Genomic DNA, 21,424 nt, shown 5'->3' on the forward strand with positions numbered 1-21,424 from the left:
CGGCGCGTTCCGGGGTACCCGCGGTCGCGTCCGTCGGCGTCGGACCCCGCCCGCCCGGGGGCGCCTCCGGCACACTCGACCGCATGGACACAGTGATCAGGGCGGCGCTGCCCGCCGAGTACGAAGAACTGGGTGACATCACCGCGCGGGCTTACCTCGGGGACGGGCTGCTCGACGGCAACCCCGACGGCACCTACGAGCGCGTGCTGCGCGACGTCGCCGGTCGGGCCCGAGCCGGCGAGGTGCTCGTGGCCGTGCTCGGCGGACGACTGCTGGGCGGTGTGACCTTCGCCCCTCCGGGGAGTCCGCTCGCCGACATAGCCGGCCCCGGCGAGGCCGAGTTCCGGATGCTCGCGGTGGCCGCCACCGCCCGGGGCAAGGGCGCCGGCGAGGCCCTCGTACGGGCCTGCGTCGAGCGGTCCAGGGTCCTTCCCGGGGTCACCCGGCTGGTGCTCTCCACGCAGCCGCGGATGGCCTCCGCGCACCGGATCTACGAGCGCCTGGGCTTCGTCCGCACCCCCGAACGGGACTGGTCGCCGCTTCCCACGGTGCCCCTGCTCACCTACGCCCTGGAGCTGTACGCACCCGAGCAGTAGCCACCCCGACACAACATGTGGGGGCTACCGCAACGGGGCGCCCCCACATGTATGCTCATGCCTGCTGTCGCCGCAGGGGAATCCGGTGCGAATCCGGAACTGTCCCGCAACGGTATGAAGTGCACCCATTGGTGCGTCCGGAAGTCCGACGACCTGCCGACAGCGCTCCCGGCTCGACCGAACCGGGTGCCGACACGTCCGGGCCTCGCGGTTGGGCCGGTGGACGCCACGCGGTGCACGTACCGCCTGCCCTGTCCGGGCCGGTGCGTGGCCTTCCCGCGTGCGCCCGCTCGCCCCGCCCCGTCGAAGACCGGGCCGAGTGAGGGAGAGCTCCCCCCGTGACCATCGCGCCCGCCGCACCGCGCGCCGAGTCCGCCCAGTCCGCCAACGAGGCCGCGCTCGCGCCCGAGGGCCCGGGGACCGCACTGCTGCGCACCCTCACCGAACTCACGGCCGACCTGCCCGACACGGACCCCGGCCGGGTCGCCGCCGCCGCCCTGCGCGGCCGCAGCTCCGTCGCCGACGAGGCCGAACTGCGGGGGCTGGCCACCGAGGCCGCCGCCGGTCTGATCTCCGAGGACCCGGCGTACTCCCGCCTCGCCGCCCGGCTGCTGACCCTCGCCATCGCCGACGAGGCCGCGGGCCAGGGTTCCGCCTCCTTCGCCGAGTCGGTCGCCGTCGGCCACCGCGAGGGCCTGATCGCCGATCGCACGGCCGAGTTCGTCGAGGCCCACGCCGCCCGGCTGAACTCCCTCGTCGAGCACGCCCTCGCCGAGGGCGCCGACGACCGCTTCGGCTTCTTCGGCCTGCGCACCCTGCACAGCCGTTACCTGCTGCGCCACCCGATCACCCGCCAGGTCATCGAGACCCCGCAGTACTTCATGCTGCGCGTGGCCTGTGGCCTCGCCGCGGACGAGAGCGTCCAGGCCGTCGAGGAAGTGGCCTCGCTCTACCGGCTGATGAGCCGCCTGGACTACCTGCCGTCGTCCCCCACGCTCTTCAACTCCGGCACCCGGCACCCGCAGATGTCGTCCTGCTACCTGCTGGACTCCCCGCTGGACGAGCTGGACTCGATCTACGACCGCTACCACCAGGTCGCCCGCCTGTCCAAGCACGCCGGCGGCATCGGCCTCTCGTACTCCCGCATCCGCGCCCGCGGTTCCCTGATCCGCGGCACCAACGGCCACTCCAACGGCATCGTCCCGTTCCTGAAGACCCTCGACGCCTCCGTCGCCGCGGTCAACCAGGGCGGCCGGCGCAAGGGCGCGGCCGCCGTCTACCTGGAGACCTGGCACGCGGACATCGAGGAGTTCCTGGAGCTCCGCGACAACACCGGTGAGGACCAGCGCCGTACGCACAACCTGAACCTCGCCCACTGGGTGCCGGACGAGTTCATGCGCCGCGTGAACTCCGACGGCCAGTGGTCGCTGTTCTCCCCGGCCGACGTCCCCGAGCTCGTGGACCTGTGGGGCGACGCGTTCGACGCCGCCTACCGCAAGGCCGAGGCGGACGGCCTGGCCCGCAAGACCATGCCCGCCCGTGACCTGTACGGCCGGATGATGCGCACCCTCGCGCAGACCGGCCAGGGCTGGATGACCTTCAAGGACGCCTCCAACCGCACGGCGAACCAGACCGCCGAGCCGGGCTCGGTCGTCCACTCCTCCAACCTGTGCACCGAGATCATCGAGGTCACCGACGACGGCGAGACGGCCGTCTGCAACCTCGGCTCGGTCAACATGGGCGCCTTCGTGGTGAACGGGGAGATCGACTGGGAGCGCCTGGACGAGACCGTCCGCACGGCCGTGACCTTCCTCGACCGCGTCGTGGACATCAACTTCTACCCGACCGAGCAGGCCGGGCGTTCCAACGCCCGCTGGCGGCCGGTGGGTCTGGGCGCGATGGGCCTCCAGGACGTCTTCTTCAAGCTGAAGCTGCCCTTCGACTCCCCCGAGGCGAAGGCGCTGTCCACGAAGCTCTCCGAGCGGATCATGCTCGCCGCGTACGAGGCCTCCTGCGACCTCGCCGAGCGCAACGGCCCGCTCCCCGCCTGGGAGAAGACCCGTACCGCCCGCGGTGTCCTGCACCCGGACCACTACGACGTCGAGCTGAACTGGCCCGAGCGCTGGGACGCCCTGCGCGCCCGCGTCGCGAAGACCGGCATGCGCAACTCGCTGCTCCTCGCCATCGCCCCGACGGCGACGATCGCCTCGATCGCGGGCGTGTACGAGTGCATCGAGCCGCAGGTCTCCAACCTGTTCAAGCGCGAGACCCTCAGCGGTGAGTTCCTCCAGGTCAACGCCTACCTGGTGGACGAGCTGAAGCAGCTCGGCGTGTGGGACGCGCAGACCCGCGAGGCGCTGCGCGAGTCCAGCGGCTCCGTGCAGGGCTTCGGTTGGATCCCTGCCGAGGTCCGCGAGCTGTACCGGACGGCGTGGGAGATCCCGCAGCGCGGCCTGATCGACATGGCGGCGGCCCGGACGCCGTTCCTCGACCAGTCCCAGTCGTTGAACCTGTTCCTGGAGACGCCGACCATCGGCAAGCTCAGCTCGATGTACTCGTACGCCTGGAAGCAGGGCCTGAAGACCACGTACTACCTGCGCTCGCGCCCGGCGACGAAGATCGCCCGTGCCGCGCAGGCCGCCGCCCCCGCGGCGCTCCCGCAGGCCGTGACCGACGCGGAGGCGCTGGCCTGCTCCCTTGAGAACCCCGAATCGTGCGAGGCCTGCCAGTAATGAGCACCACCGAAAAGAAGAAGAACCTGCTGGACCCGGGCTTCGAGCTCACGCTCCGCCCGATGCGCTACCCGGACTTCTACGAGCGCTACCGGGACGCGATCAAGAACACCTGGACCGTCGAGGAGGTCGACCTCCACTCGGACGTCGCCGACCTCGCGAAGCTGACGCCCGGTGAGCAGCACATGATCGGCCGGCTGGTCGCGTTCTTCGCGACGGGCGACTCGATCGTCTCGAACAACCTCGTGCTGACGCTGTACAAGCACATCAACTCCCCGGAGGCGCGCCTGTACCTGTCGCGCCAGCTGTTCGAGGAGGCCGTGCACGTCCAGTTCTACCTGACGCTGCTCGACACCTACCTGCCCGACCCGGACGACCGCGCCGCCGCGTTCGACGCGGTCGAGGAGATTCCCTCGATCCGCGAGAAGGCGCAGTTCTGCTTCAAGTGGATCAACGAGGTCGAGAAGCTGGAGCAGCTGGAGACGCAGGCCGACCGCCGTCGTTTCCTGCTGAACCTGATCTGCTTCGCGGCGTGCATCGAGGGCCTGTTCTTCTACGGCGCCTTCGCGTACGTGTACTGGTTCCGCTCGCGGGGTCTGCTGCACGGTCTGGCGACCGGCACCAACTGGGTGTTCCGCGACGAGACCATGCACATGAACTTCGCCTTCGAGGTCGTGGACACCGTCCGCAAGGAGGAGCCGGAGCTCTTCGACGACGCCCTCCAGCAGCAGGTCACCGACATGCTGAAGGAAGCCGTGGAGGCGGAGCTGCAGTTCGGCCGTGACCTGTGCGGCGACGGCCTGCCGGGCATGAACACCGAGTCGATGCGCGAGTACCTGGAGTGCGTCGCGGACCAGCGCCTGGTGCGCCTCGGGTTCCCGCCCATCTACGGCTCGCAGAACCCGTTCTCGTTCATGGAGCTCCAGGGCGTCCAGGAGCTGACGAACTTCTTCGAGCGCCGCCCGTCGGCCTACCAGGTCGCGGTCGAGGGCACGGTCGACCTGGACGAGGACTTCTAGGACGACCCACCCACCCCGGGTGTGGAGGGAGCCGGGACGCGATCCGATCGCGTCCCGGCTCCTTCGCGTCCCGGCCCCTTCGGCTCCTGGTGTCGGGACGTCGGCGGCCTCAATGGGCGAGGCGCCCCCGGCGCCGGACGAGGGGCCGGTGGCCGCGGCGGACCGGTTCGGGCGGCCGGCCGCCCGCCTTCTGTCGCGGCAGCCACACGAACCGGTTCTCCACGGCCCGCAGCTGCCGGTCGACGCGCCGCTCGCACAGGGCCCCGTACAGGCTGGGGCCGAGGAGCAGGGCGGCGATGACGAGGACGGCGAGGTAGCTCAGGAACGTGTTCATGTCTCCACTGTCACCCCGCGGACGGAACCCGGCCAGTGGCAGGACTGTCACCAAAGAGCGAATTACTGCCACACTGAGGGCATGCTGACGAATGTGGCGGTGGCGCTCGTCGACCAGGTGGCGCCCTTCGAGTTCGGGATCTTCTGCGAGGTCTTCGGCATCGACCGGAGCGAGCAAGGACTGCCGGTGTACGACTTCGCGGTGTGCGCCGCGGAGGAAGGTCCGCTGACCATGGCGGACGTGGGTTTCACGATCGCGCCGCAGTACGGGTTGGAGCGGCTGGAGCAGGCCGACCTGATCTGCCTGCCCGCCGGCCGGAACGCGGCCGTACGGGAGTACCCCGAGCCCTTCCTCGACGCCCTGCGCCGGGCCGTGGACCGGGGGACACGGGTGCTCAGCGTGTGCAGCGGGGCCTTCGTCCTCGGGGCTGCCGGCCTGCTGGACGGTCGCCGCTGCACCACGCACTGGATGCACGCCCCCGCGCTGGCGCGCCGCTTCCCGCGCACCCTGGTCGACCCGGCCGTGCTCTACGTCGACGAAGGGCCGGTGATCACCGCCGCCGGCACCGCCTCGGGCATCGACGCCTGTCTGCACGTGGTGCGTCAGGAGCACGGCGCCGAGGTCGCCAACACGATCGCGCGACGGATGGTCGTACCGCCCCACCGCGACGGCGGTCAGGCGCAGTTCATCCGGCGACCGCTGCCCCGCACCTCCTGCGACACGGTCGCTGAGGTGCTCGGCTGGATGTCCCGACACCTCGCGGAGGAGATCACCGTCGAGCAACTCGCGGAGCGCGCGCACATGTCCCCGCGCACCTTCGCCCGCCGCTTCCAGCAGGAGACGGGCACCACCCCGTACCAGTGGGTGCTGCGCCAGCGGGTGCTGCTCGCGCAGGAGCTGCTGGAGTCCTCCGACGAGACCGTCGACGCGATCGCCGGCCGCAGCGGCTTCGGCAACGCCGCCGCCCTGCGCCACCACTTCCTGCGCACCCTCGGCACCACCCCCAACGCCTTCCGTCGCGCCTTCCGGGGGCCGCGCGCGGTGGCGTGAGCACCGCCGCCGGCCCGCGGACGCGGGTCGCGCGAGGGCCCCGCGCCGGATTCCGGTGCGGGGCCCTCGCGGTCGAGCGGGCGCGGGATCAGTCGTTCGGGACGACCTCGTAGCGGGGGGTGTTCTCGGCCATCTGGCGCAGGGCGTCCTTGCGGTCGCGCTTGGAGAGCCGGTCGATGTACAGGTACCCGTACAGGTGGTCCGTCTCGTGCTGGAGGCAGCGCGCGAAGTAGCCGGTGCCGCGGACCTTGATCGGGTTGCCCTGCGCGTCCTGACCGGTCACCTCGGCGTAGTCCGGGCGGGCCAGCGCCGCGTAGGCGGTCGGGACGGAGAGGCAGCCCTCGTTCGAGTCGTCCAGCACGCGGCCGGCGGCCGGCAGCTCGACCAGCTTCGGGTTGACGACGACACCGGTGTGGCGCTTGCCGTCGTCGTCCGGGCAGTCGTAGACGAAGACCTTCGCGTCCACGCCGATCTGGTTGGCGGCCAGGCCCACGCCCTCGGCGGTCTTCTGGCTGGCGAACATGTCGTCGATGAGCTGCGCGAGCTCCGCGCCGAACTCGGTGACGTCCTTGCACTCCCGGTGCAGCACCGGGTTGCCGACCACCGTGATCGGGCGGGACGTGCCCCGCTCGCGGTGGGCGAGCTCGCGCGCCTCACAGTCCTCGGTGTCCACGACCCAGCCCTCGTCGTCGACCGGGACCACCTGGTTCTCCTGCTGCGCCATGTCCGCCGTACGCCTTCCGTAGATTCGCCCGAGCCACCGATGTGACCGGTACAGCCTACGGCCCGCACTCAGCAGACTTCTTCGAGATCCCGCCACTCCCGGCTGTCCGGGCTGTCGGCCACCCAGCCGTCGAGCAGCCCTCGCACCAGACCGGCCGGGGCCGCGATGCCGCATTCCCGCTCCGGCACCCACAGCGGGCCGGAGCCCGCGGTGCGGTGGCCCAGCGGGCCGGGGTGACCGGGCTCGCTGTGGTCGTGCGGGTCGAGGTGGTCACCGGCGGACTCGCCGCTCGGCATCGCGCTCTCCGAACAGGTCCGGCACAGCAGCCGGACCGAGGAGGACCAGTCCTCGGCGGCGAAGCCCGCGTCCGAGGCCAACTGCTCCAACGCGTTGCGGTCCGCCTCGGAGGCCGCTTCGAGCAGCACCACCCAGGTCGGCACCGGGGAGGGTGCCCACAGCTCGATCTCGTCGAACACGGGGTACGAAGGTCCGGCCGAGGTGACCCGCTCGCCGTGCGGAACACCGTCGTGCAGGACGACCTCGCCCCAGCGCCGCCCCGAGGAGGGCAACGGGATCGACAGGACCTCCATGCGGGCCGGATCGAGCCTCCGGCCCCACACCACCTCGGCCTCGCCCTCGGGCGACAGCCGCACCGCGGCACTGCCCAGCTCCATGCCCACCGGCTCGCCCGTCCCCGCACTGCTGTGGGGGTCCCCGGGCACCTTCAGCCCGTACGCCTGCCAGGCCCGCCGGGCCAGCGGCCAGTCCTGGAGCGCGGTCGCGGCGATGCCGACGTTCCACCAGTCCGGCGCGCCCGCCTCACGGTCCAGGAGCGCCACGGCACGCAGGCCCGCGGCCCGTGCCTGCTCCCAGTCGTGGCGGAACTTGTGCAGCAGCGCCAGGTTGAACCAGGACTCCGACAGCCAGGGCTCCAGGTCCGCCGCTCTGGTCAGGAGCGCGCCCGCGTCCTCGTACCGCCCGTCACCGATCAGCGTGAACGCGCGGTCGGTGGCCTGCCGCCACGAGGCGGAGGGCCGATGCCGTACCTTCCCGAAGATCCTCACGATTCCCGCCTGCCGGTCCCGGTGCAGCCTTGCGGACACCCTCACGGACACTCCTACTGCATCCAACCATGCCCGCTCGGACGCCCGCTCATTACCCATGGGTTACCCCGGGGGAACGGGAACGACTCGGCTCCGCCCGCCCCTGGCCAGAACCCTGGCCAAGGACTCCACGACACCGGGCTCGTAGTCGTGCCCGGTGCCCAGCCGCAGCCGTTCCAGGGCCGCGAGGGAGCCGCCCGGGTGACGGGCCCCGGCCGCCAGGTCGTCGTAGGCGTTCACCGCGCGCACGATCCGGGCGGCGACGGGCTGGTCCCGGTACGGATCCGCCTGCCGCTCCACGATCACCGCCACCTCGGCGGGGACTCCCGTCCGGCGGGCCACCTCGCCGCCGAGCTCGGCGATCCGTCTGGCCTCGGCCGCGGGCAGCTCGGCGGTGGCCCCGCACGGCACGGGATCGACGAGGGACAGCTGGCCGATGTCGTGCATCAGCGCCGCGTACTCCAGCACCGTGAGCTCCCGCTCCGACAGCCCCAGCTCCCGGCCGACCGAGCGGCTCAGCGCGGCGACCCGGCGCGCGTGGCCGGGCGGGGTGCAACCGGCGATCTCGGTGGCCCGGGCCAGCGAGGTGATGGTCTGGCGGTAGGTGGTGCGGACGGCGGCGATCCGATGGAAGGACATCTGGGTCAGCAGCAGCGGCACGCTGAAGACGGGCAGGGCCCACAGGCCTGCCACGGCCACCCCGAGGGTCATCACCACGCCGGAGGCGCAGATCGCCGAGCCGATGCCGAGTTGCGCGCGCAGCTCGTCGCACAGCAGCGGACCGTACGGCCAGCCGGTGCGGGCCCCCGCCAGGGCGGCGGCGAGCACGGAGTCGCACAGCGCGGTGAGGCCGAGCAGGAACAGCAGGAACACGACGAGGTACGGGCCCTGCCCGATCCACTCCCCCAGCCGCCCGGAGTTGTAGAGGGGCTGGAAGCAGACGGCGGCGAAGGCGACGGTGAGGACCCGCCGGGCCACGTGGTCGAGGGCGGGCCCACGGCCGCGGGCGACGTGCGGGACGATCCCGACGAGGGCCGCCGCGACGACGACGGTGATGGTCTGGAGGACCCCGTGGTGGGTGGAGTGTCCGCCGTTCTGGCCGAGCAGGGCGTAGGCGAGCGCCCCGGCGGAGCCCAGCGGCGCCGGGTGCCGGTCCTCGGCCGGCGGCGGCCCGGCGCCCGCACCGCGCGGGGCGGTGCCCGTCCCGGTGCGCGGGGCGTGGCCGGGGTGGCGGCGGGCGAGCTCGCCGACCGCGACGAGGGTGCCGAAGGCGAGGGCGACGCCGGGTTCGGCGACGCCCCACCACAGGGTGTGGCCGAGTCCGGCCAGGGCCAGCAGGGCGGCGGCCGCGTGGACGACCGGTGCGGTGGCCGCCCTCACCGCGCGCCCCGGGGGCCGGTCCCGTCACCGGCTCCGGCGGCTCCGGGCAGCGCCTCCCGCGGCCCGGGGGCCCCGACGCCGGACCCGGTCCCGGCGTCCGACCGCGGGGCCGGGGTCGCCGCGCCCGCGCCGGGCCCGCCCTCGCGGCTCCCGGGCGGCGGCCCGGAGCGTGCGGTGTCGGGGGCGGGGCCGATGACCCGGAGGTCGTCGTCGGAGGTGACCACCGGGTGCCAGCCGTACCGGCCGATGGCGCCCACCAGGGCCCGGACCATCGCGGGGTCGAACTGGGAGCCCGCGCAGCGTTCCAGCTCGGCCAGGGCGACGGGCACCGGGCGGGCCCGGCTGTAGGAGCGGGTGGAGGTCATCGCGTCGAAGGAGTCGGCCACCGCCACCACCCGGGCCAGCACCGGGATCTGCTCGCCGTTGAGCCCGTACGGGTATCCGGAACCGTCCACCCGCTCGTGGTGGTGCAGGATCGCGGCGCGGGCCTCCCCCAGGAACCCGATGCCGCGCACCATCTCGTGGCCGTACTCCGGGTGCAGCTCGATGACGCGGCGCTCCTCGGGGGTCAGTGGCCCGTCCTTGCGCAGCAGTCGGGTCGGCACCCCGAGCTTGCCGACGTCGTGGAGGATCCCGGCGATGCGGACGGTCTCCAGCCGGTCGTCGACCATGCCCAGTTCCCGGGCGATCATCGCGGACGCCTGCCCGACCCGCTCGCTGTGGCCGCGCGTGTAGCGGTCCTTGATGTCGACGGCCTGGACGAGGGCCCGGATCGTGGCCTGGTGGGCGGCGTGTTCGCGGTGGTACTGGGCGAAGACCCAGCAGGAGATGTACATCGGCAGCAGGACGAGCAGCGCGGCCGGAAGTCCGTACGGGCTGCGCCACATGACGGCCATCATCAGTCCGGCGAGCCCGTGGACGCAGTGCGGCAGGAGGGATCGGGTGAGCAGGCCCCGCCAGGCGGTGGCCGCGGGGCGGCGTTCGGCGGCGGCGAGGACCAACCCGTCGAGGGCGACCATGACGAGGCAGAAGGCGACGGCGGCGGCCGTGGCGGGGAGCATCGCCCAGGGGAAGTCGGCCGGCCAGCCGGCCGCGTCGATCGTGCGTCCCGCGTCGTCCGGCGGTCCGGATCCCCCGGCCCCCGAACCGGACGCGGCGCCGATCGCCCGTCGGCCGCCGAGGAGGCCGAAGAGCTGCCCGGCCGCCCAGGCGGCCACCGCCTGCTGGGCGGCGTGCCACACGCGCCGCACCCCGGCGGAGTGGCGGACCACCGGTTGCGCGAGCCCGCCGGGCACGGCCACGAGCGCGGCGGCGGCGGGCGGCAGCAGGAAGACGGCGGCCAGCACGACGGGGAAGAAGGAGCCGATGCCCTCGGGGGCCCGGTGGCCCGACAGGGGGCGGATCCGGACGAGTTCGCAGCCGAGGTAGAGCGCGGCGGCGGGCGCGACCACCCCCCACGGCGTCGAGGCGTCCGTCAGGGCGGGGGCGACGCAGGCGAGGGCGGCGAGGACCGCGGACAGGACGCAGACGCGCGCGGCCGGCGGAAGTACCCGCATGGCGTTCCCCTCCCCCCGTGACGCACAGGCCGGATACCGGAAACGAACCGGTACCGGGAGGGGAGAATAGGGCGGCCTCCGAACGGAGCGTGGCCCATTTGCACATTGCGCCGTACGGACGCCCCCGGATTAGCACCTTCGGGTGAACGAAGTGCCCTTCCGGGGGCGGTTGTCGAAGCGGCGACCATTCAGCCGCCGGCGGTTCAACCGGGGGCCGGCCCCGCGGTCACGTCGTGATCGGGCACGGCCTGACCCGAGCGGATCAACTCGATCCGACCCATGACCTTGGAGCGCAGATCGGACGGCACGTCGTCCGACCCGCAGCAGCGCTTCACCAGCTTCTTGACGGCCTGTTCCAGGCCGTACTTCTCCAGGCAGGGATTGCACTCGCCGAAGTGCGTCTCGAACTTCGTGCAGTCACTGTCCGGCATCTCGTGGTCCAGGAACTCATAGAGATGGTCCAGGACCTCGGCGCACTCCGTCTCGTGCGGCTCTCCGCAGCTCATGAGCCCGAGCCTTTCAGGTCGTTCGACTCTCCCGCGCCGGCCGGGACCAGCCCGCGTTCACGGGCATAGTCCTCCAGCATTCCGCGGAGTTGACGGCGGCCACGGTGCAGTCGCGACATGACCGTACCGATGGGTGTACCCATGATGTCCGCGATCTCCTTGTACGCAAAGCCCTCTACGTCGGCAAGATAGACCGCGATGCGGAACTCCTCCGGAATGGCCTGGAGCGCTTCCTTCACATCGGAATCGGGCAGGTGATCGAGCGCCTGCGATTCCGCGGAACGCAATCCGGTCGACATGTGCGACTCGGCGCGCGCCAGCTGCCAGTCCTCGATCTCCTCCGCGGCACTGCGCTGCGGCTCGCGCTGCTTCTTGCGGTAGGAGTTGATGAACGTGTTGGTCAGAATGCGGTACAGCCACGCCTTCAGGTTGGTGCCCTCGCGGAACTGGTGGAAGGACGCGTACGCCTTCGCGTACGTCTCCTGGACCAGGTCCTCGGCGTCCGCCGGATTGCGCGTCATGCGCAGCGCGGCGGAGTACATCTGGTCGAGGTAGCCGAGGGCGTCCCGCTCGAAGCGCGCATTGCGCTCCGGAGTAGTCTCCTGCGCCTGGCCTTCGTCGGTCCCAGCGACAGGACCCACCTCCTCCGACAGCGTGGCGGCTCCGAAAGCGGATCCGCTCGAATCGGAGAATAGTCGACCATCCCGGCCTTCCGCCGCCCGAAGCGAAGCGCGCTTCGGTCCGGGCAGAACGGTCCAGTCCAGGTCAGCGGCCTGCGGACGGTTCTGGCTGATGACCTGGGCCATGCGGTCCCTCTCCTCCGACGTGTTTCCCGTGTGTACCGACACTCCCCACAACAGGGCCCCGGGGCCCCGCATTCCCGGGCCCCGCAGGCCTTTTCCGGTACGGCCCGGGCATCACGAAAGGCGGGTGAGCGGGATCACCCGCAGATGTGTCAGGTCATTCCCCCGCACTGAGCCGGGCGAGCCACTCGGCCACCGCTCCGGTGATCACCGCGAGGGTCTCCTCCTGCGTCGGACCGGCCTTCTTCGGCACCGCGAAACCATGGTCCCCGTACGGCACCTCGACCAGTTCGTACGGGTCCGGCCCGACCGGCTCCGGGAATTCCTCCGGCCTCCCGAACGGGTCCCGGCCGCCCTGCGCCACCAGCACGGGCCGACCGGCGTCCAGGAGTTCCGCGGCCCGGGACTTCTCGGGCCGCCCCGGCGGGTGCAGCGGGAAGGCCAGCGCGAGCACCCCGACCGCGCCCAGTTCGGCGGCGGTCCGGCAGGCCACCCGGGCCCCGGCGCTGCGCCCGCCCGCCACCACGGGCAGCCCGGGCCGGGCCAGCGCGGGCCACAGGCCCCGCCAGCCCTCGTCGAGCACCTTGGGCGCGGCGGCGACCTTCTTCCCGGCGACCCGCCAGGGCTGCTCCACGAGGGCGACGTCCACCCCCAGCGGCGGCAGTGCGGCGGCCAGGGCCCTCAGGTCCCGGGCCTCGATCCCGCCGCCGGCCCCGTGGCTCACGGCGAGCACGAGCCGGGCCCGGCGGGCGGGGTGCCAGGTGATGCGGGCCTCGCCCGCCGGGGTGTCGACGCTCTCGGTGGTCACGGCGCGCTCCGGTGTCATGGGGCCGATCATGCCGGGTCGGGCCGGGTCAGAAGAGCGTGCCCTCCTCCGGCGCGGCGAGCTCACCCAGCAGCTCCGGGCCGTTGTTGCGGACGTTGCTGACGGCGGTGGACACCGGGTAGGCGCGCATCAGCCCGCCCGGCGGCGGCGCCAGCAGCTCCCGCAGGCCGGCCTCGTCGGTGCGGGCGGGGTCCAGCCAGGCGTCCCAGCGGTCCGGGGTGAGCATCAGCGGCATCCGCGGGTGGATGTCGGACAGCGACTTCGGCCCCTCGGCGGGGGCCGCGCCCAGCGGCCCGGTCTCGGCCTCGGCGGTGATCACCGAGCAGGTCACCCACCAGGCGAGGGGGTGCTCGTCCGGCAGGGTCCGGTCGCGCCAGAACTCGTACAGGCCCGCCATCGCGAAGACCGAGCCGTCGGTGGGGAGCACGAAGTAGGGCTGCTTGCGGGCCCGCTTGCGCTTCCCCTCCACTTCCAACTGCCGTTCGTCGTGGGCGGTGACCCACTCGTAGTAGCCGTCGGCGGGAACGATGCAGCGGCGCTGTGCGAAGGGCCGCCGGAAGGACGGCTTCTCGTGCAGGGTCTCCGACCGCGCGTTGATCATCCGTGCGGCGCCCTCGGGGCTCTTCGCCCAGGACGGCACGAGCCCCCACCTCAGCGTCCGCAGCTGGCGAACCGGACGCGGGTCCGCCGCGTCCTTGAGGGGACGGTCGAGGACGACGTGGACCTCCTTGGTCGGGGCCACGTTCCAGTCGGGGGCCAACGTCTCCTGCGGCTCCCACCGCTCGACGCCGAATATTCCCGCCAGCTCCTCGGGCGTACGACTCGCCGCAAACCTTCCGCACATGGCTGACACACTGCCATGGCATCCGCCCACCACCGCAAGGAGTCCGCCACTTCATGGACAGCACCACGACGGCCGGCATCTGGGACCGGCTCACCGGGATACAGACGGAACCGGATTGGAAGCTGGTGGTCGCGGCGGGCCTGGTCGCGCTGGCCGTCGTCGCCGTCCGTCCGGTGTGGCGGGTCGCCCGCAACGCCGTGACCATCGCGCACGAGGGCGGCCACGGACTGATCGCCCTGCTGTCCGGGCGCCGACTCGACGGCATCACCCTGCACTCCGACACCAGCGGGGTCACCGTCAGCCGCGGCAAGCCCTACGGGCTCGGCATGATCCTGACGGCCGCCGCCGGGTACACGGCGCCGTCGCTCCTGGGCCTGGGCGGGGCCGTGCTGCTCTCCGCGCACCGCATCACGCTGCTGCTGTGGGTGGCGACCGCGCTGCTGGCCGTGATGCTGATCATGATCCGCAACGCGTACGGGGTGCTGACGGTGGTGCTGACCGGCGCCGTCTTCGTCCTGGTGTCCTGGTTCGCGCCGTCCGAGGTGCAGGCGGTGTTCGCGTACGCGGTGGTGTGGTTCCTGCTGCTGGGCGGCGTCCGGCCGGTCTTCGAGCTCCAGGCCAAGCGGCGGCACGGCGGGGCGCCCGACTCCGACGCCGACCAGCTGGGGCGCCTCACCCACGTGCACCCGATCGTCTGGCTGCTGTTCTTCCACATCGTCGCGCTGTGCTCGCTCGTCGGGGGCGGGACCAGGCTTCTCGGCCTCTGAGACGGGACCACGATCAAGATCTGGGGTCCGGGGAAGCCACTAAAGTGGAGGCCATGACCGAGACCCCCGCGCTCCACGCCCTCTGGCCCGCCCCCCTCGCGGACGGGGCCGTCCACGCCACCGTCACCGTGCCGGGTTCGAAATCGGTCACCAACCGCGCGCTCGTGCTCGCGTCCCTCGCCTCCGAACCGGGCTGGGTGCGCCGCCCGCTGCGCTCGCGCGACTCGCAACTGATGTCCGACGCGCTGCGCGCGCTGGGCGTCGGCATCGAGGAGACCGTCGCCTCCAGCTCGACCGACGGGGACAGCGGCGAGGCCTGGCGGATCATCCCGGCGGGCCTGCACGGCCCGGCCACCGTCGACGTCGGCAACGCGGGCACGGTCATGCGCTTCCTGCCTCCCGTCGCGACCCTGGCCACCGGCGACATCCGCTTCGACGGCGACCCGCGGTCCTACGAGCGCCCCCTCGGCGAGGTCATCAACGCCCTGCGCGCCCTCGGCGCCCGGATCGACGACGACGGCCGGGGCGCGCTGCCCATGACCGTCCAGGGCGGCGGGGCCCTGGAGGGCGGCACGGTCGAGATCGACGCGTCCAACTCCTCCCAGTTCGTCTCCGCGCTGCTGCTCTCCGCCCCGCGCTTCAACCAGGGCGTCGAGGTCCGGCACACCGGCGCGACCCTGCCGTCCATGCCGCACATCCGGATGACGGTGGAGATGCTGCGGGCGGCCGGGGCCCAGGTCGACACCCCCGAGGCCGGCGGCGAGAAGAACGTGTGGCGGGTCGCGCCGGGCGCGCTGCTCGGCCGCGACATGGTCGTCGAGCCGGACCTGTCCAACGCCCAGCCGTTCATGGCCGCGGCGCTGATCACGGGCGGCACGGTCACCATCCCCGACTGGCCGCGCCGCACCACGCAGCCGGGTGACGCGCTGCGTCGGATCTTCACCGAGATGGGCGGCTCCTGCGAGCTGACCGACGCCGGCCTGGTCTTCACCGGCACCGGAAAGATCCACGGAATCGACGTCGACCTGGGCGAGGTCGGCGAGCTGACCCCCGGCATCGCGGCGGTCGCGGCGCTGGCCGACTCGGAGTCGGTGCTGCGCGGCGTCCAGCACCTGCGACTGCACGAGACGGACCGCCTGGCGGCCCTGACGGCGGAGATCAACGGTCTGGGCGGCGACGTCACCGAGACGGCCGACGGCCTCCACATCCGCCCCCGCCCGCTGCACGGCGGCGTGTTCCACACCTACGACGACCACCGCATGGCCACCGCCGGCGCGGTGATCGGCCTCGCGGTCAAGGGCGTGGAGATCGAGAACGTGGCGACGACGGCGAAGACCCTGCCGGACTTCCCGGCGATGTGGGCGGACATGCTCGGCGGAACGCCGCGGGGAGCGGGAGCGTAGGGCCCGTCATGCGCAGGTACGGCAAGAACACCGACGAGGACGACATCCGCCAGCGCCCGAACCCCAAGGGCAACCGGCCGCGGACGAACATCCGGCCCAAGCACGAGGACGCCTCGGAGGGCTTCGTCCTGACCGTCGACCGCGGCAGGCTGACCTGTCTGGTCGAGGACCGGACCGTCCACGCCATGAAGTCGCGCGAGCTGGGCCGCAAGGCCGCGGTGGTGGGTGACCGGGTCAGGATCGTCGGTGACCTGACCGGCAAGAAGGACACCCTGGCCCGCATCGTGCGGATCGAGGAGCGCAAGTCGGTCCTGCGGCGCACCGCGGACGACGACGACCCGTACGAGCGGGTCGTCGTCGCCAACGCCGACCAGCTGGCCATCGTCACCGCGCTGGCCGACCCGGAGCCCCGGCCCCGGATGATCGACCGCTGCCTGGTCGCCGCGTACGACGCCGGGCTGGAGCCGCTGCTCGTGCTCACCAAGTCCGACCTGACCTCGGCCGACAAGATCCTGGAGATCTACTCGACCTTCGGCCTGAACTACGTCGTCACCAACCGGGAGGAGCTGGCGACGGGCGACGCCGCCGAGCGGGTGCGCGAGCGCCTGAACGGTCGGATCACCGCCTTCGTCGGTCATTCGGGCGTCGGCAAGACGACGCTGGTCAACTCGCTGGTCGCCGAGGGCCGCCAGCGCGCCACCGGTCACGTCAACGCGGTCACCGGCCGCGGCCGGCACACCACGACCTCGGCGCTGGCCCTGCCGCTGCCCTCCGGCGACGGCTGGGTCATCGACACCCCGGGTGTTCGCTCCTTCGGCCTGCACCACGTGGACCCGTCCCGGGTGATCCTGGCCTTCCCGGACCTGGTGCCCGGGACGGAGGACTGCCCGCGGGCGTGCAGCCACGACGAGCCCGACTGCGCGCTCGACGCCTGGGTGGAGAAGGGCCAGGCCGACCCGGCACGGCTGTACTCGCTGCGCCGGCTGTTGCAGACGCGGGAGCGCCGCGAGGGCGACTGACCCCGTCCGCGGGGTCGTCCGGCGGGGTGGGCCCGGGTTTACCGGAGGTCACATCGGGATAAATGCTCATCGCACCAAGTGACACGACGTCACCTGACGCGGGGAGGCACAAGCCATGGCGTGGCTGTTGGTCGTGGTCGCCGGACTCCTGGAGACCGGTTTCGCGGTCTGCCTCAAGCTGTCCCACGGGTTCACCCGCCTGTGGCCCACCATCGCCTTCGCGTGCTTCGCGCTCGGCAGCTTCGGCCTCCTGACGCTCGCGCTCAAGAAGCTGGACGTCGGTCCGGCGTACGCGGTGTGGACGGGCATCGGCGCGGCCGGCACCGCGATCTACGGCATGGTCTTCCTCGGGGACCTGGTCTCCACGCTGAAACTCGTCTCGATCTCGCTGGTCATCCTCGGTGTCATCGGACTCCAGCTGTCCGGTTCGGCCCACTGACCGCCGCCGCGGGCACGGCTCCCGTGAGCCGCAGCAGCGGCCCGGGGCCCGCGTCGTCCGCGCAGGGCGCGAGGACGTAGGACAGCGCCAGCCGTACGACGAGCTCGCAGTGCTGCGCCGGCTCCGGCGCGAGCGCGGTCGCGGCCCGCTCGCTGACGGCGCGCACCAGTTCCGCGGGCCCGGGCGCCGCCTGCCCCGGCCGTAGGCCCATCGTGGGCGGCGAGGGCAGCGCCCCGTCCCAGCACCCGGTCAGCAGGGCCCGTACGAGGGGCCGCTCCCGGGCTTCCCGTACGGTCCACTCGGCGACGGCGGCCAGCCGTTCGGCGGCGACGGCCGGGTTCCGGGCGGCATCGGGGGCCGGGGCGTCGGGGGTCAGGGCCCGGTCCACGCCGGCGAGGTAACGATCGGCCGCCCGGCGGACCAGGGCGCGGCCGAGGCCGCCCTTTCCGCCGAACTCGTTGTAGAGGGTCTGCCGGGACACCCCGGCGACGGCCGCCACCTCGGTCATCCGCACGGCGGGCCAGGGGTGGGCGGACAGGGCGGCCTCCGCCGCTCGCAGCAAGGACTCGCGCGCCGCAGGCATCGCCGTCTCCCCCCGATAGGCTCGGAGCCAGAGTTGACGGAGCGACAGATTCTGTCAAGGGCGCCTACCGGCCGCACTGTGGGACCCGTTCGCCGGTCCCCCGCAGTGTCGATACTGTTCGGACATGCCCGAGTATGACGATGACCTGCGCCTTGCCCTTGAGCTCGCCGACGCCGCCGACGCCGCCACGATGCGGCGGTTCCGCGCCCTGGACCTGGCGGTCGAGACGAAGCCCGACATGACCCCGGTGAGCGAGGCGGACACCGCCACCGAGGAGATCCTCCGGGCCGGGATCCTGGCGGCGCGGCCGTCCGACGCGATCCTGGGCGAGGAGTACGGCCTCAAGGGCGAGGGCCCGCGCCGCTGGGTCGTCGACCCGATCGACGGTACGAAGAACTACGTGCGCGGGGTCCCCGTGTGGGCGACGCTGATCTCCCTCACGGCGGAGGGCGCCGACGGGGTGTTCCGGCCGGTCGTCGGGGTGGTCTCCGCCCCGGCGCTGGGTCGGCGCTGGTGGGCCGCCCAGGGTTCGGGGGCCTTCACGGGTGGCGCCCTCGGCGGGACCACTGCCCTAGGGGTGTCGAAGGTCGCGACCCTGGGCGACGCCTCCTTCGCGTACTCCTCGCTGAGCGGCTGGGAGGAGCAGGGCCGGCTGCCCGGCTTCCTGGACCTGACCCGCGCGTGCTGGCGCACCCGCGGCTACGGCGACTTCTGGCCGTACATGATGGTCGCGGAGGGGTCCCTCGACCTGTGCGCCGAACCCGAGCTGAGCCTGTGGGACATGGCCGCGCTGGCGGTCGTGGTCGAGGAGGCGGGGGGCCGCTTCACCGACCTGGACGGGACGGACGGGGTGCACGGCGGGAACGCCGCGGCCTCCAACGGCCTGCTGCACGAGGAGATGCTGGAGCTGCTCCGGCCCCGCGCCTGACCTTCCGCACGCCGGTGAGTGCGCCGAGCACGCCCCCTTGTTGACCCTCCGCCGCCGTGGGAATCTGAGGATCCCCCCGCTTGTGCGCTTGTGAAGCGTTTCTCGAAGGAACGCCTCGCCGGAGCACCTCACCCAAGCGGGGGGCTCACCCCCAGGAGGTGGCTCTCTCCATGCTCGTCCGTGACGCCATGAGCACCGTGATCCTCACCCTAGGACCCGCGCACACCCTGCGTCAGGCGGCCTGCCTGATGTCCGGCCGGCGCGTCGGCGCGGCCGTCGTCCTCGATCCCGACCACAGCGGCATAGGCATCCTGACCGAGCGCGACATCCTCAACTCCCTCGGCGCGGGGCAGGATCCCGACCGCGAGTCCGTGGGCGCGCACACCACCAACAACGTGGTCTTCTGCACCCCGGACGCCACCCTGCGGGAAGCGGCCGAGGCCATGGTCCACGGCGGCTTCCGCCACCTGATCGTGCTGGAGGACGGTGGCCCGGTGGGCATCGTGTCCGTGCGCGACGTCGTCCGCTGCTGGGCGCCGGCCCGGCGCACCGTCCCCGCCTGACCCTCACTCCACCGTACGCGCGCAGCCGGAAACGGCCGCCGGGCCGGAACCCCGACTGGGGGTTCCGGCCCGGCGGCCTGCCACGACAAGCGGACCGATCAGCCGCGAAGGGCCTGGACCGCGGCTTCCAGCCGCTTGCCGAAGTCGCCGTCCGCCTGGCGGAAGTTGTTGATGGCCCGCTCGGCGATGTCGTCGCGCGAGACCTTGGCGATGAAGCCCGAGAGGTTCTCGATCAGACGGGTCTTCTCGTCCTCGGAGTACAGGCGGTACAGGTTGCCCGCCTGGACGAAGTCGTCGTCCTCGGAGTGCGAAGGGGTGGCGTGGTTGCCCGTGCCACCGGTGACGGGGGTGGACTGCCACAGCGGCCGGTCGGTCTGGAAGGGACCGCCGAAGCTGTTGGGCTCGTAGTTCTTCGCACCCTTGTGGCGGCCGTCGTACAGGAAGCCGTCACGGGAGTTGGTGCGCGCCTCGGTGGCGTGCGGGCGGTTCACCGGCAGGTGGTCGGCGTTGATGCCGACGCGGTAGCGGTGGGCGTCGCCGTACGCGAAGAGGCGGCCCTGGAGCATCTTGTCCGGGGAGGGTCCGATGCCGGGGACGAAGTGCGCCGGGCTGAAGATGGACTGCTCGACCTCGGCGAAGACGTTCTCCGGGTTGCGGTTGAGCTCCAGCTTGCCGATCTCGATCGGCGGGTAGTCCTCGTGCGGCCACACCTTGGTGAGGTCGAACGGGTTGAAGCGGTACTCCGCCGCCTCGGCCGCGGGCATGATCTGGACCTGGACGGTCCAGGACGGGAAGTCGCCGCGCTCGATGGACTCGCGCAGGTCGCGCTGGTGGGAGTCCGGGTCCTCACCGGCGAGGGCGTTCGCCTCGGCCTGGGTGAGGTTCTTGATCCCCTGGTCGGTCTTGAAGTGGTACTTGACCCAGAAGACCTCGCCGGCCTCGTTGTTCCACTGGAACGTGTGCGAGCCGTAGCCGTTCATGTGACGGTAGGACGCCGGGATGCCGCGGTCACCGAACAGCCAGGTCACCTGGTGCGTGGACTCGGGCGACAGGCCCCAGAAGTCCCAGACGTTGTCCGGCTCCTGCGAGCCCGTGTACGGGTCGCGCTTCTGGGTGTGGATGAAGTCGGGGAACTTGATGGCGTCCCGGATGAAGAAGACCGGGGTGTTGTTGCCGACGAGGTCGTAGTTGCCCTCTTCGGTGTAGAACTTCAGCGCCCAGCCGCGGGGGTCGCGGCGGGCGTCGGCACCGCCGAGGCTGTCCGCGACGGTGGAGAAGCGCAGGAAGGTCTCGGTCTCCTTGCCGACCTCGGACAGGAACTTCGCCCGCGTCCACCGGGAGACGTCACGCGTGAGGGTGAAGGTGCCGTAGGCACCGGCGCCACGGGCGTGCACCACGCGCTCCGGGATGCGCTCGCGGTTGAAGTGGGCGAGCTTCTCCAGCAGGAGCTGGTCCTGGACGAGAACCGGTCCGCCGACGCCGGCGGTCTCACTGTTCTGGTTGTCGGCGACCGGAGCCCCGGCCTCCGTGGTGAGCGGTCCCTGCGTCACGTGCGCCTCCTGCGTCATTACTGCTCGTCCTGTCCTTGGCGTTTGCCGAAACCGATCCTACAATGGACATTGTCTAAGTCAAGTAAGCATCCAATTCCGCACCGGTTCGGGATCTACACCGAATCGCCTCGCTGTTAGGCTGGCGTCCATGAGTGACCGCTTGCTGGAACGACTTCGCGGACGCGGCTGGCGCATGACCGCCCAGCGGCGCGTCGTCGCCGAAGTGCTCGACGGCGACCACGTCCACCTGACGGCGGACGAGGTGCACGCGCGCGCCGTGACCAAACTGCCCGAGATCTCTAGAGCCACGGTCTACAACACCTTGGGCGAGCTCGTGAGCCTCGGCGAGGTCCTGGAGGTCTCGACGGACCGCCGGGCGAAGCGGTACGACCCGAACGCCCACCGGCCCCACCAGCACCTGGTCTGCGCCCAGTGCGGCGCGATCCGCGACGTCCACCCGGCGGGCGACCCGCTGGCCGACCTGCCCGACGGCGAACGCTTCGGCTTCGCGATCTCGGCGGTCGAGGTGACGTACCGCGGCGTGTGCCCGAACTGCGCGGGCGCCTAGCCGCGAGAGCGCGGACGCGAAAGCGGCGCCGGTCGGGGCGGACAGCCCCGACCGGCGCCGCTCGTTTCGCGCCCGTCACGTTTCGCACCCGTCGCGTCCCGTGTGCGCTCACCGCCGTCGCGACTTGCACC

At 72.2% G+C, this 21,424-nt stretch carries 22 protein-coding genes and 1 riboswitch; of the genes, 11 read left to right on the forward strand and 11 right to left on the reverse strand.

All coding sequences use genetic code 11. The annotated features are described in order from the left end of the window. The first annotated feature begins 83 nt into the window (after positions 1 to 83). The 3 genes from ACZ58N_RS04655 (at position 84) to ACZ58N_RS04665 (ending at position 4,347) form a co-directional block, all read left to right on the forward strand. On the forward strand, positions 84 to 596 hold the full coding sequence (locus ACZ58N_RS04655) for a GNAT family N-acetyltransferase (protein WP_471155581.1): 513 nt from the start codon (positions 84 to 86) through the stop codon (positions 594 to 596). Positions 597 to 647: 51 nt separating this feature from the next. After that, positions 648 to 771: riboswitch (cobalamin riboswitch) on the forward strand. A gap of 163 nt (positions 772 to 934) precedes the next feature. Beyond that, positions 935 to 3,328: a ribonucleoside-diphosphate reductase subunit alpha gene (locus tag ACZ58N_RS04660; RefSeq protein ID WP_471155584.1), complete on the forward strand. Its 2,394-nt coding sequence runs from the start codon at positions 935 to 937 to the stop codon at positions 3,326 to 3,328. Then, positions 3,328 to 4,347, forward strand: a complete 1,020-nt coding sequence (locus tag ACZ58N_RS04665) for a ribonucleotide-diphosphate reductase subunit beta (protein WP_471155586.1) — start codon at positions 3,328 to 3,330, stop codon at positions 4,345 to 4,347. Before ACZ58N_RS04660 ends, ACZ58N_RS04665 begins: the two co-directional genes overlap by 1 nt. A 109-nt stretch (positions 4,348 to 4,456) precedes the next feature. Here ACZ58N_RS04665 and ACZ58N_RS04670 read toward each other — a convergent pair whose 3' ends face one another. After that, a complete protein-coding gene (locus ACZ58N_RS04670) occupies positions 4,457 to 4,681 on the reverse strand; it encodes a hypothetical protein (protein ID WP_471155588.1) in 225 nt (74 codons plus the stop codon). 81 nt (positions 4,682 to 4,762) lie between these two features. Between ACZ58N_RS04670 and ACZ58N_RS04675 the strand changes: the two genes are divergently transcribed. After that, positions 4,763 to 5,731, forward strand: a complete 969-nt coding sequence (locus ACZ58N_RS04675) for a helix-turn-helix domain-containing protein (RefSeq protein ID WP_471155590.1) — start codon at positions 4,763 to 4,765, stop codon at positions 5,729 to 5,731. A gap of 88 nt (positions 5,732 to 5,819) precedes the next feature. On the opposite strand, the gene def is transcribed toward ACZ58N_RS04675, so the two are convergent. The 8 genes from def to ACZ58N_RS04715 all read right to left on the reverse strand — a co-directional run bounded on the left by def (position 5,820) and on the right by ACZ58N_RS04715 (position 13,473). After that, entirely contained in the window at positions 5,820 to 6,455 is a 636-nt protein-coding gene (gene def, locus ACZ58N_RS04680; RefSeq protein ID WP_471155592.1) for a peptide deformylase, read from the reverse strand. Positions 6,456 to 6,523: 68 nt separating this feature from the next. Further along, positions 6,524 to 7,519: a tetratricopeptide repeat protein gene (locus ACZ58N_RS04685; RefSeq protein ID WP_389711653.1), complete on the reverse strand. Its 996-nt coding sequence runs from the start codon at positions 7,517 to 7,519 to the stop codon at positions 6,524 to 6,526. A 102-nt stretch (positions 7,520 to 7,621) separates the two neighbouring features. After that, positions 7,622 to 8,938 (reverse strand): HD-GYP domain-containing protein, encoded by a 1,317-nt coding sequence (locus ACZ58N_RS04690; RefSeq protein ID WP_471155595.1) that lies wholly within the window; start codon positions 8,936 to 8,938, stop codon positions 7,622 to 7,624. Then, positions 8,935 to 10,494, reverse strand: a complete 1,560-nt coding sequence (locus ACZ58N_RS04695; protein ID WP_471155598.1) for an HD-GYP domain-containing protein — start codon at positions 10,492 to 10,494, stop codon at positions 8,935 to 8,937. Before ACZ58N_RS04695 ends, ACZ58N_RS04690 begins: the two co-directional genes overlap by 4 nt. Before the next feature lie 203 nt (positions 10,495 to 10,697). Next, positions 10,698 to 11,000 carry a mycothiol system anti-sigma-R factor gene (gene rsrA, locus ACZ58N_RS04700; RefSeq protein WP_136213975.1) on the reverse strand — a complete coding sequence of 101 codons (303 nt, stop codon included), beginning with the start codon at positions 10,998 to 11,000 and terminating at the stop codon, positions 10,698 to 10,700. Continuing rightward, entirely contained in the window at positions 10,997 to 11,641 is a 645-nt protein-coding gene (locus ACZ58N_RS04705; protein ID WP_266576354.1) for a sigma-70 family RNA polymerase sigma factor, read from the reverse strand. The genes rsrA and ACZ58N_RS04705 overlap by 4 nt, the downstream gene beginning before the upstream one ends. Before the next feature lie 319 nt (positions 11,642 to 11,960). Continuing rightward, a complete protein-coding gene (locus ACZ58N_RS04710; RefSeq protein ID WP_471155601.1) occupies positions 11,961 to 12,629 on the reverse strand; it encodes an alpha/beta hydrolase family protein in 669 nt (222 codons plus the stop codon). Positions 12,630 to 12,657: 28 nt separating this feature from the next. Continuing rightward, the gene (locus tag ACZ58N_RS04715; RefSeq protein ID WP_471155604.1) at positions 12,658 to 13,473 is read right to left on the reverse strand and encodes an SOS response-associated peptidase; all 816 of its coding nucleotides are present in this window, start codon (positions 13,471 to 13,473) and stop codon (positions 12,658 to 12,660) included. A gap of 53 nt (positions 13,474 to 13,526) precedes the next feature. On the opposite strand from ACZ58N_RS04715, the gene ACZ58N_RS04720 reads away from it, so the two are divergent. The 4 genes from ACZ58N_RS04720 (at position 13,527) to ACZ58N_RS04735 (ending at position 17,101) form a co-directional block, all read left to right on the forward strand. Continuing rightward, positions 13,527 to 14,240 carry a M50 family metallopeptidase gene (locus tag ACZ58N_RS04720; protein ID WP_471155606.1) on the forward strand — a complete coding sequence of 238 codons (714 nt, stop codon included), beginning with the start codon at positions 13,527 to 13,529 and terminating at the stop codon, positions 14,238 to 14,240. A 53-nt stretch (positions 14,241 to 14,293) separates the two neighbouring features. Next, positions 14,294 to 15,643, forward strand: a complete 1,350-nt coding sequence (aroA, locus tag ACZ58N_RS04725) for a 3-phosphoshikimate 1-carboxyvinyltransferase (RefSeq protein WP_471155607.1) — start codon at positions 14,294 to 14,296, stop codon at positions 15,641 to 15,643. Positions 15,644 to 15,651: 8 nt separating this feature from the next. Then, positions 15,652 to 16,662 (forward strand): ribosome small subunit-dependent GTPase A, encoded by a 1,011-nt coding sequence (gene rsgA / locus ACZ58N_RS04730; RefSeq protein WP_471155609.1) that lies wholly within the window; start codon positions 15,652 to 15,654, stop codon positions 16,660 to 16,662. A gap of 115 nt (positions 16,663 to 16,777) precedes the next feature. Continuing rightward, complete coding sequence (locus tag ACZ58N_RS04735; protein WP_329099136.1) at positions 16,778 to 17,101, forward strand: DMT family transporter; 324 nt, start codon at positions 16,778 to 16,780, stop codon at positions 17,099 to 17,101. Here ACZ58N_RS04735 and ACZ58N_RS04740 read toward each other — a convergent pair. Next, complete coding sequence (locus ACZ58N_RS04740; protein ID WP_471155611.1) at positions 17,067 to 17,684, reverse strand: TetR/AcrR family transcriptional regulator; 618 nt, start codon at positions 17,682 to 17,684, stop codon at positions 17,067 to 17,069. The genes ACZ58N_RS04735 and ACZ58N_RS04740 overlap by 35 nt on opposite strands. Positions 17,685 to 17,808: 124 nt before the next feature. On the opposite strand from ACZ58N_RS04740, the gene hisN reads away from it, so the two are divergent. Both hisN and ACZ58N_RS04750 read left to right on the forward strand, forming a co-directional pair. Beyond that, positions 17,809 to 18,612, forward strand: a complete 804-nt coding sequence (hisN, locus tag ACZ58N_RS04745) for a histidinol-phosphatase (protein ID WP_471155613.1) — start codon at positions 17,809 to 17,811, stop codon at positions 18,610 to 18,612. Between the two features lie 170 nt (positions 18,613 to 18,782). Beyond that, positions 18,783 to 19,175, forward strand: coding sequence for a CBS domain-containing protein (locus ACZ58N_RS04750; RefSeq protein ID WP_471155616.1), 393 nt, complete (start codon positions 18,783 to 18,785; stop codon positions 19,173 to 19,175). A gap of 98 nt (positions 19,176 to 19,273) precedes the next feature. On the opposite strand, the gene ACZ58N_RS04755 is transcribed toward ACZ58N_RS04750, so the two are convergent. Further along, positions 19,274 to 20,743, reverse strand: coding sequence for a catalase (locus tag ACZ58N_RS04755; protein WP_471155619.1), 1,470 nt, complete (start codon positions 20,741 to 20,743; stop codon positions 19,274 to 19,276). Positions 20,744 to 20,873: 130 nt separating this feature from the next. Here ACZ58N_RS04755 and ACZ58N_RS04760 point away from each other — a divergent pair, with 130 nt between their 5' ends. Further along, complete coding sequence (locus tag ACZ58N_RS04760; RefSeq protein ID WP_471155622.1) at positions 20,874 to 21,293, forward strand: Fur family transcriptional regulator; 420 nt, start codon at positions 20,874 to 20,876, stop codon at positions 21,291 to 21,293. Positions 21,294 to 21,424: the final 131 nt, after the last annotated feature.

Source organism: Streptomyces sp. NPDC040432, assembly GCF_055595445.1.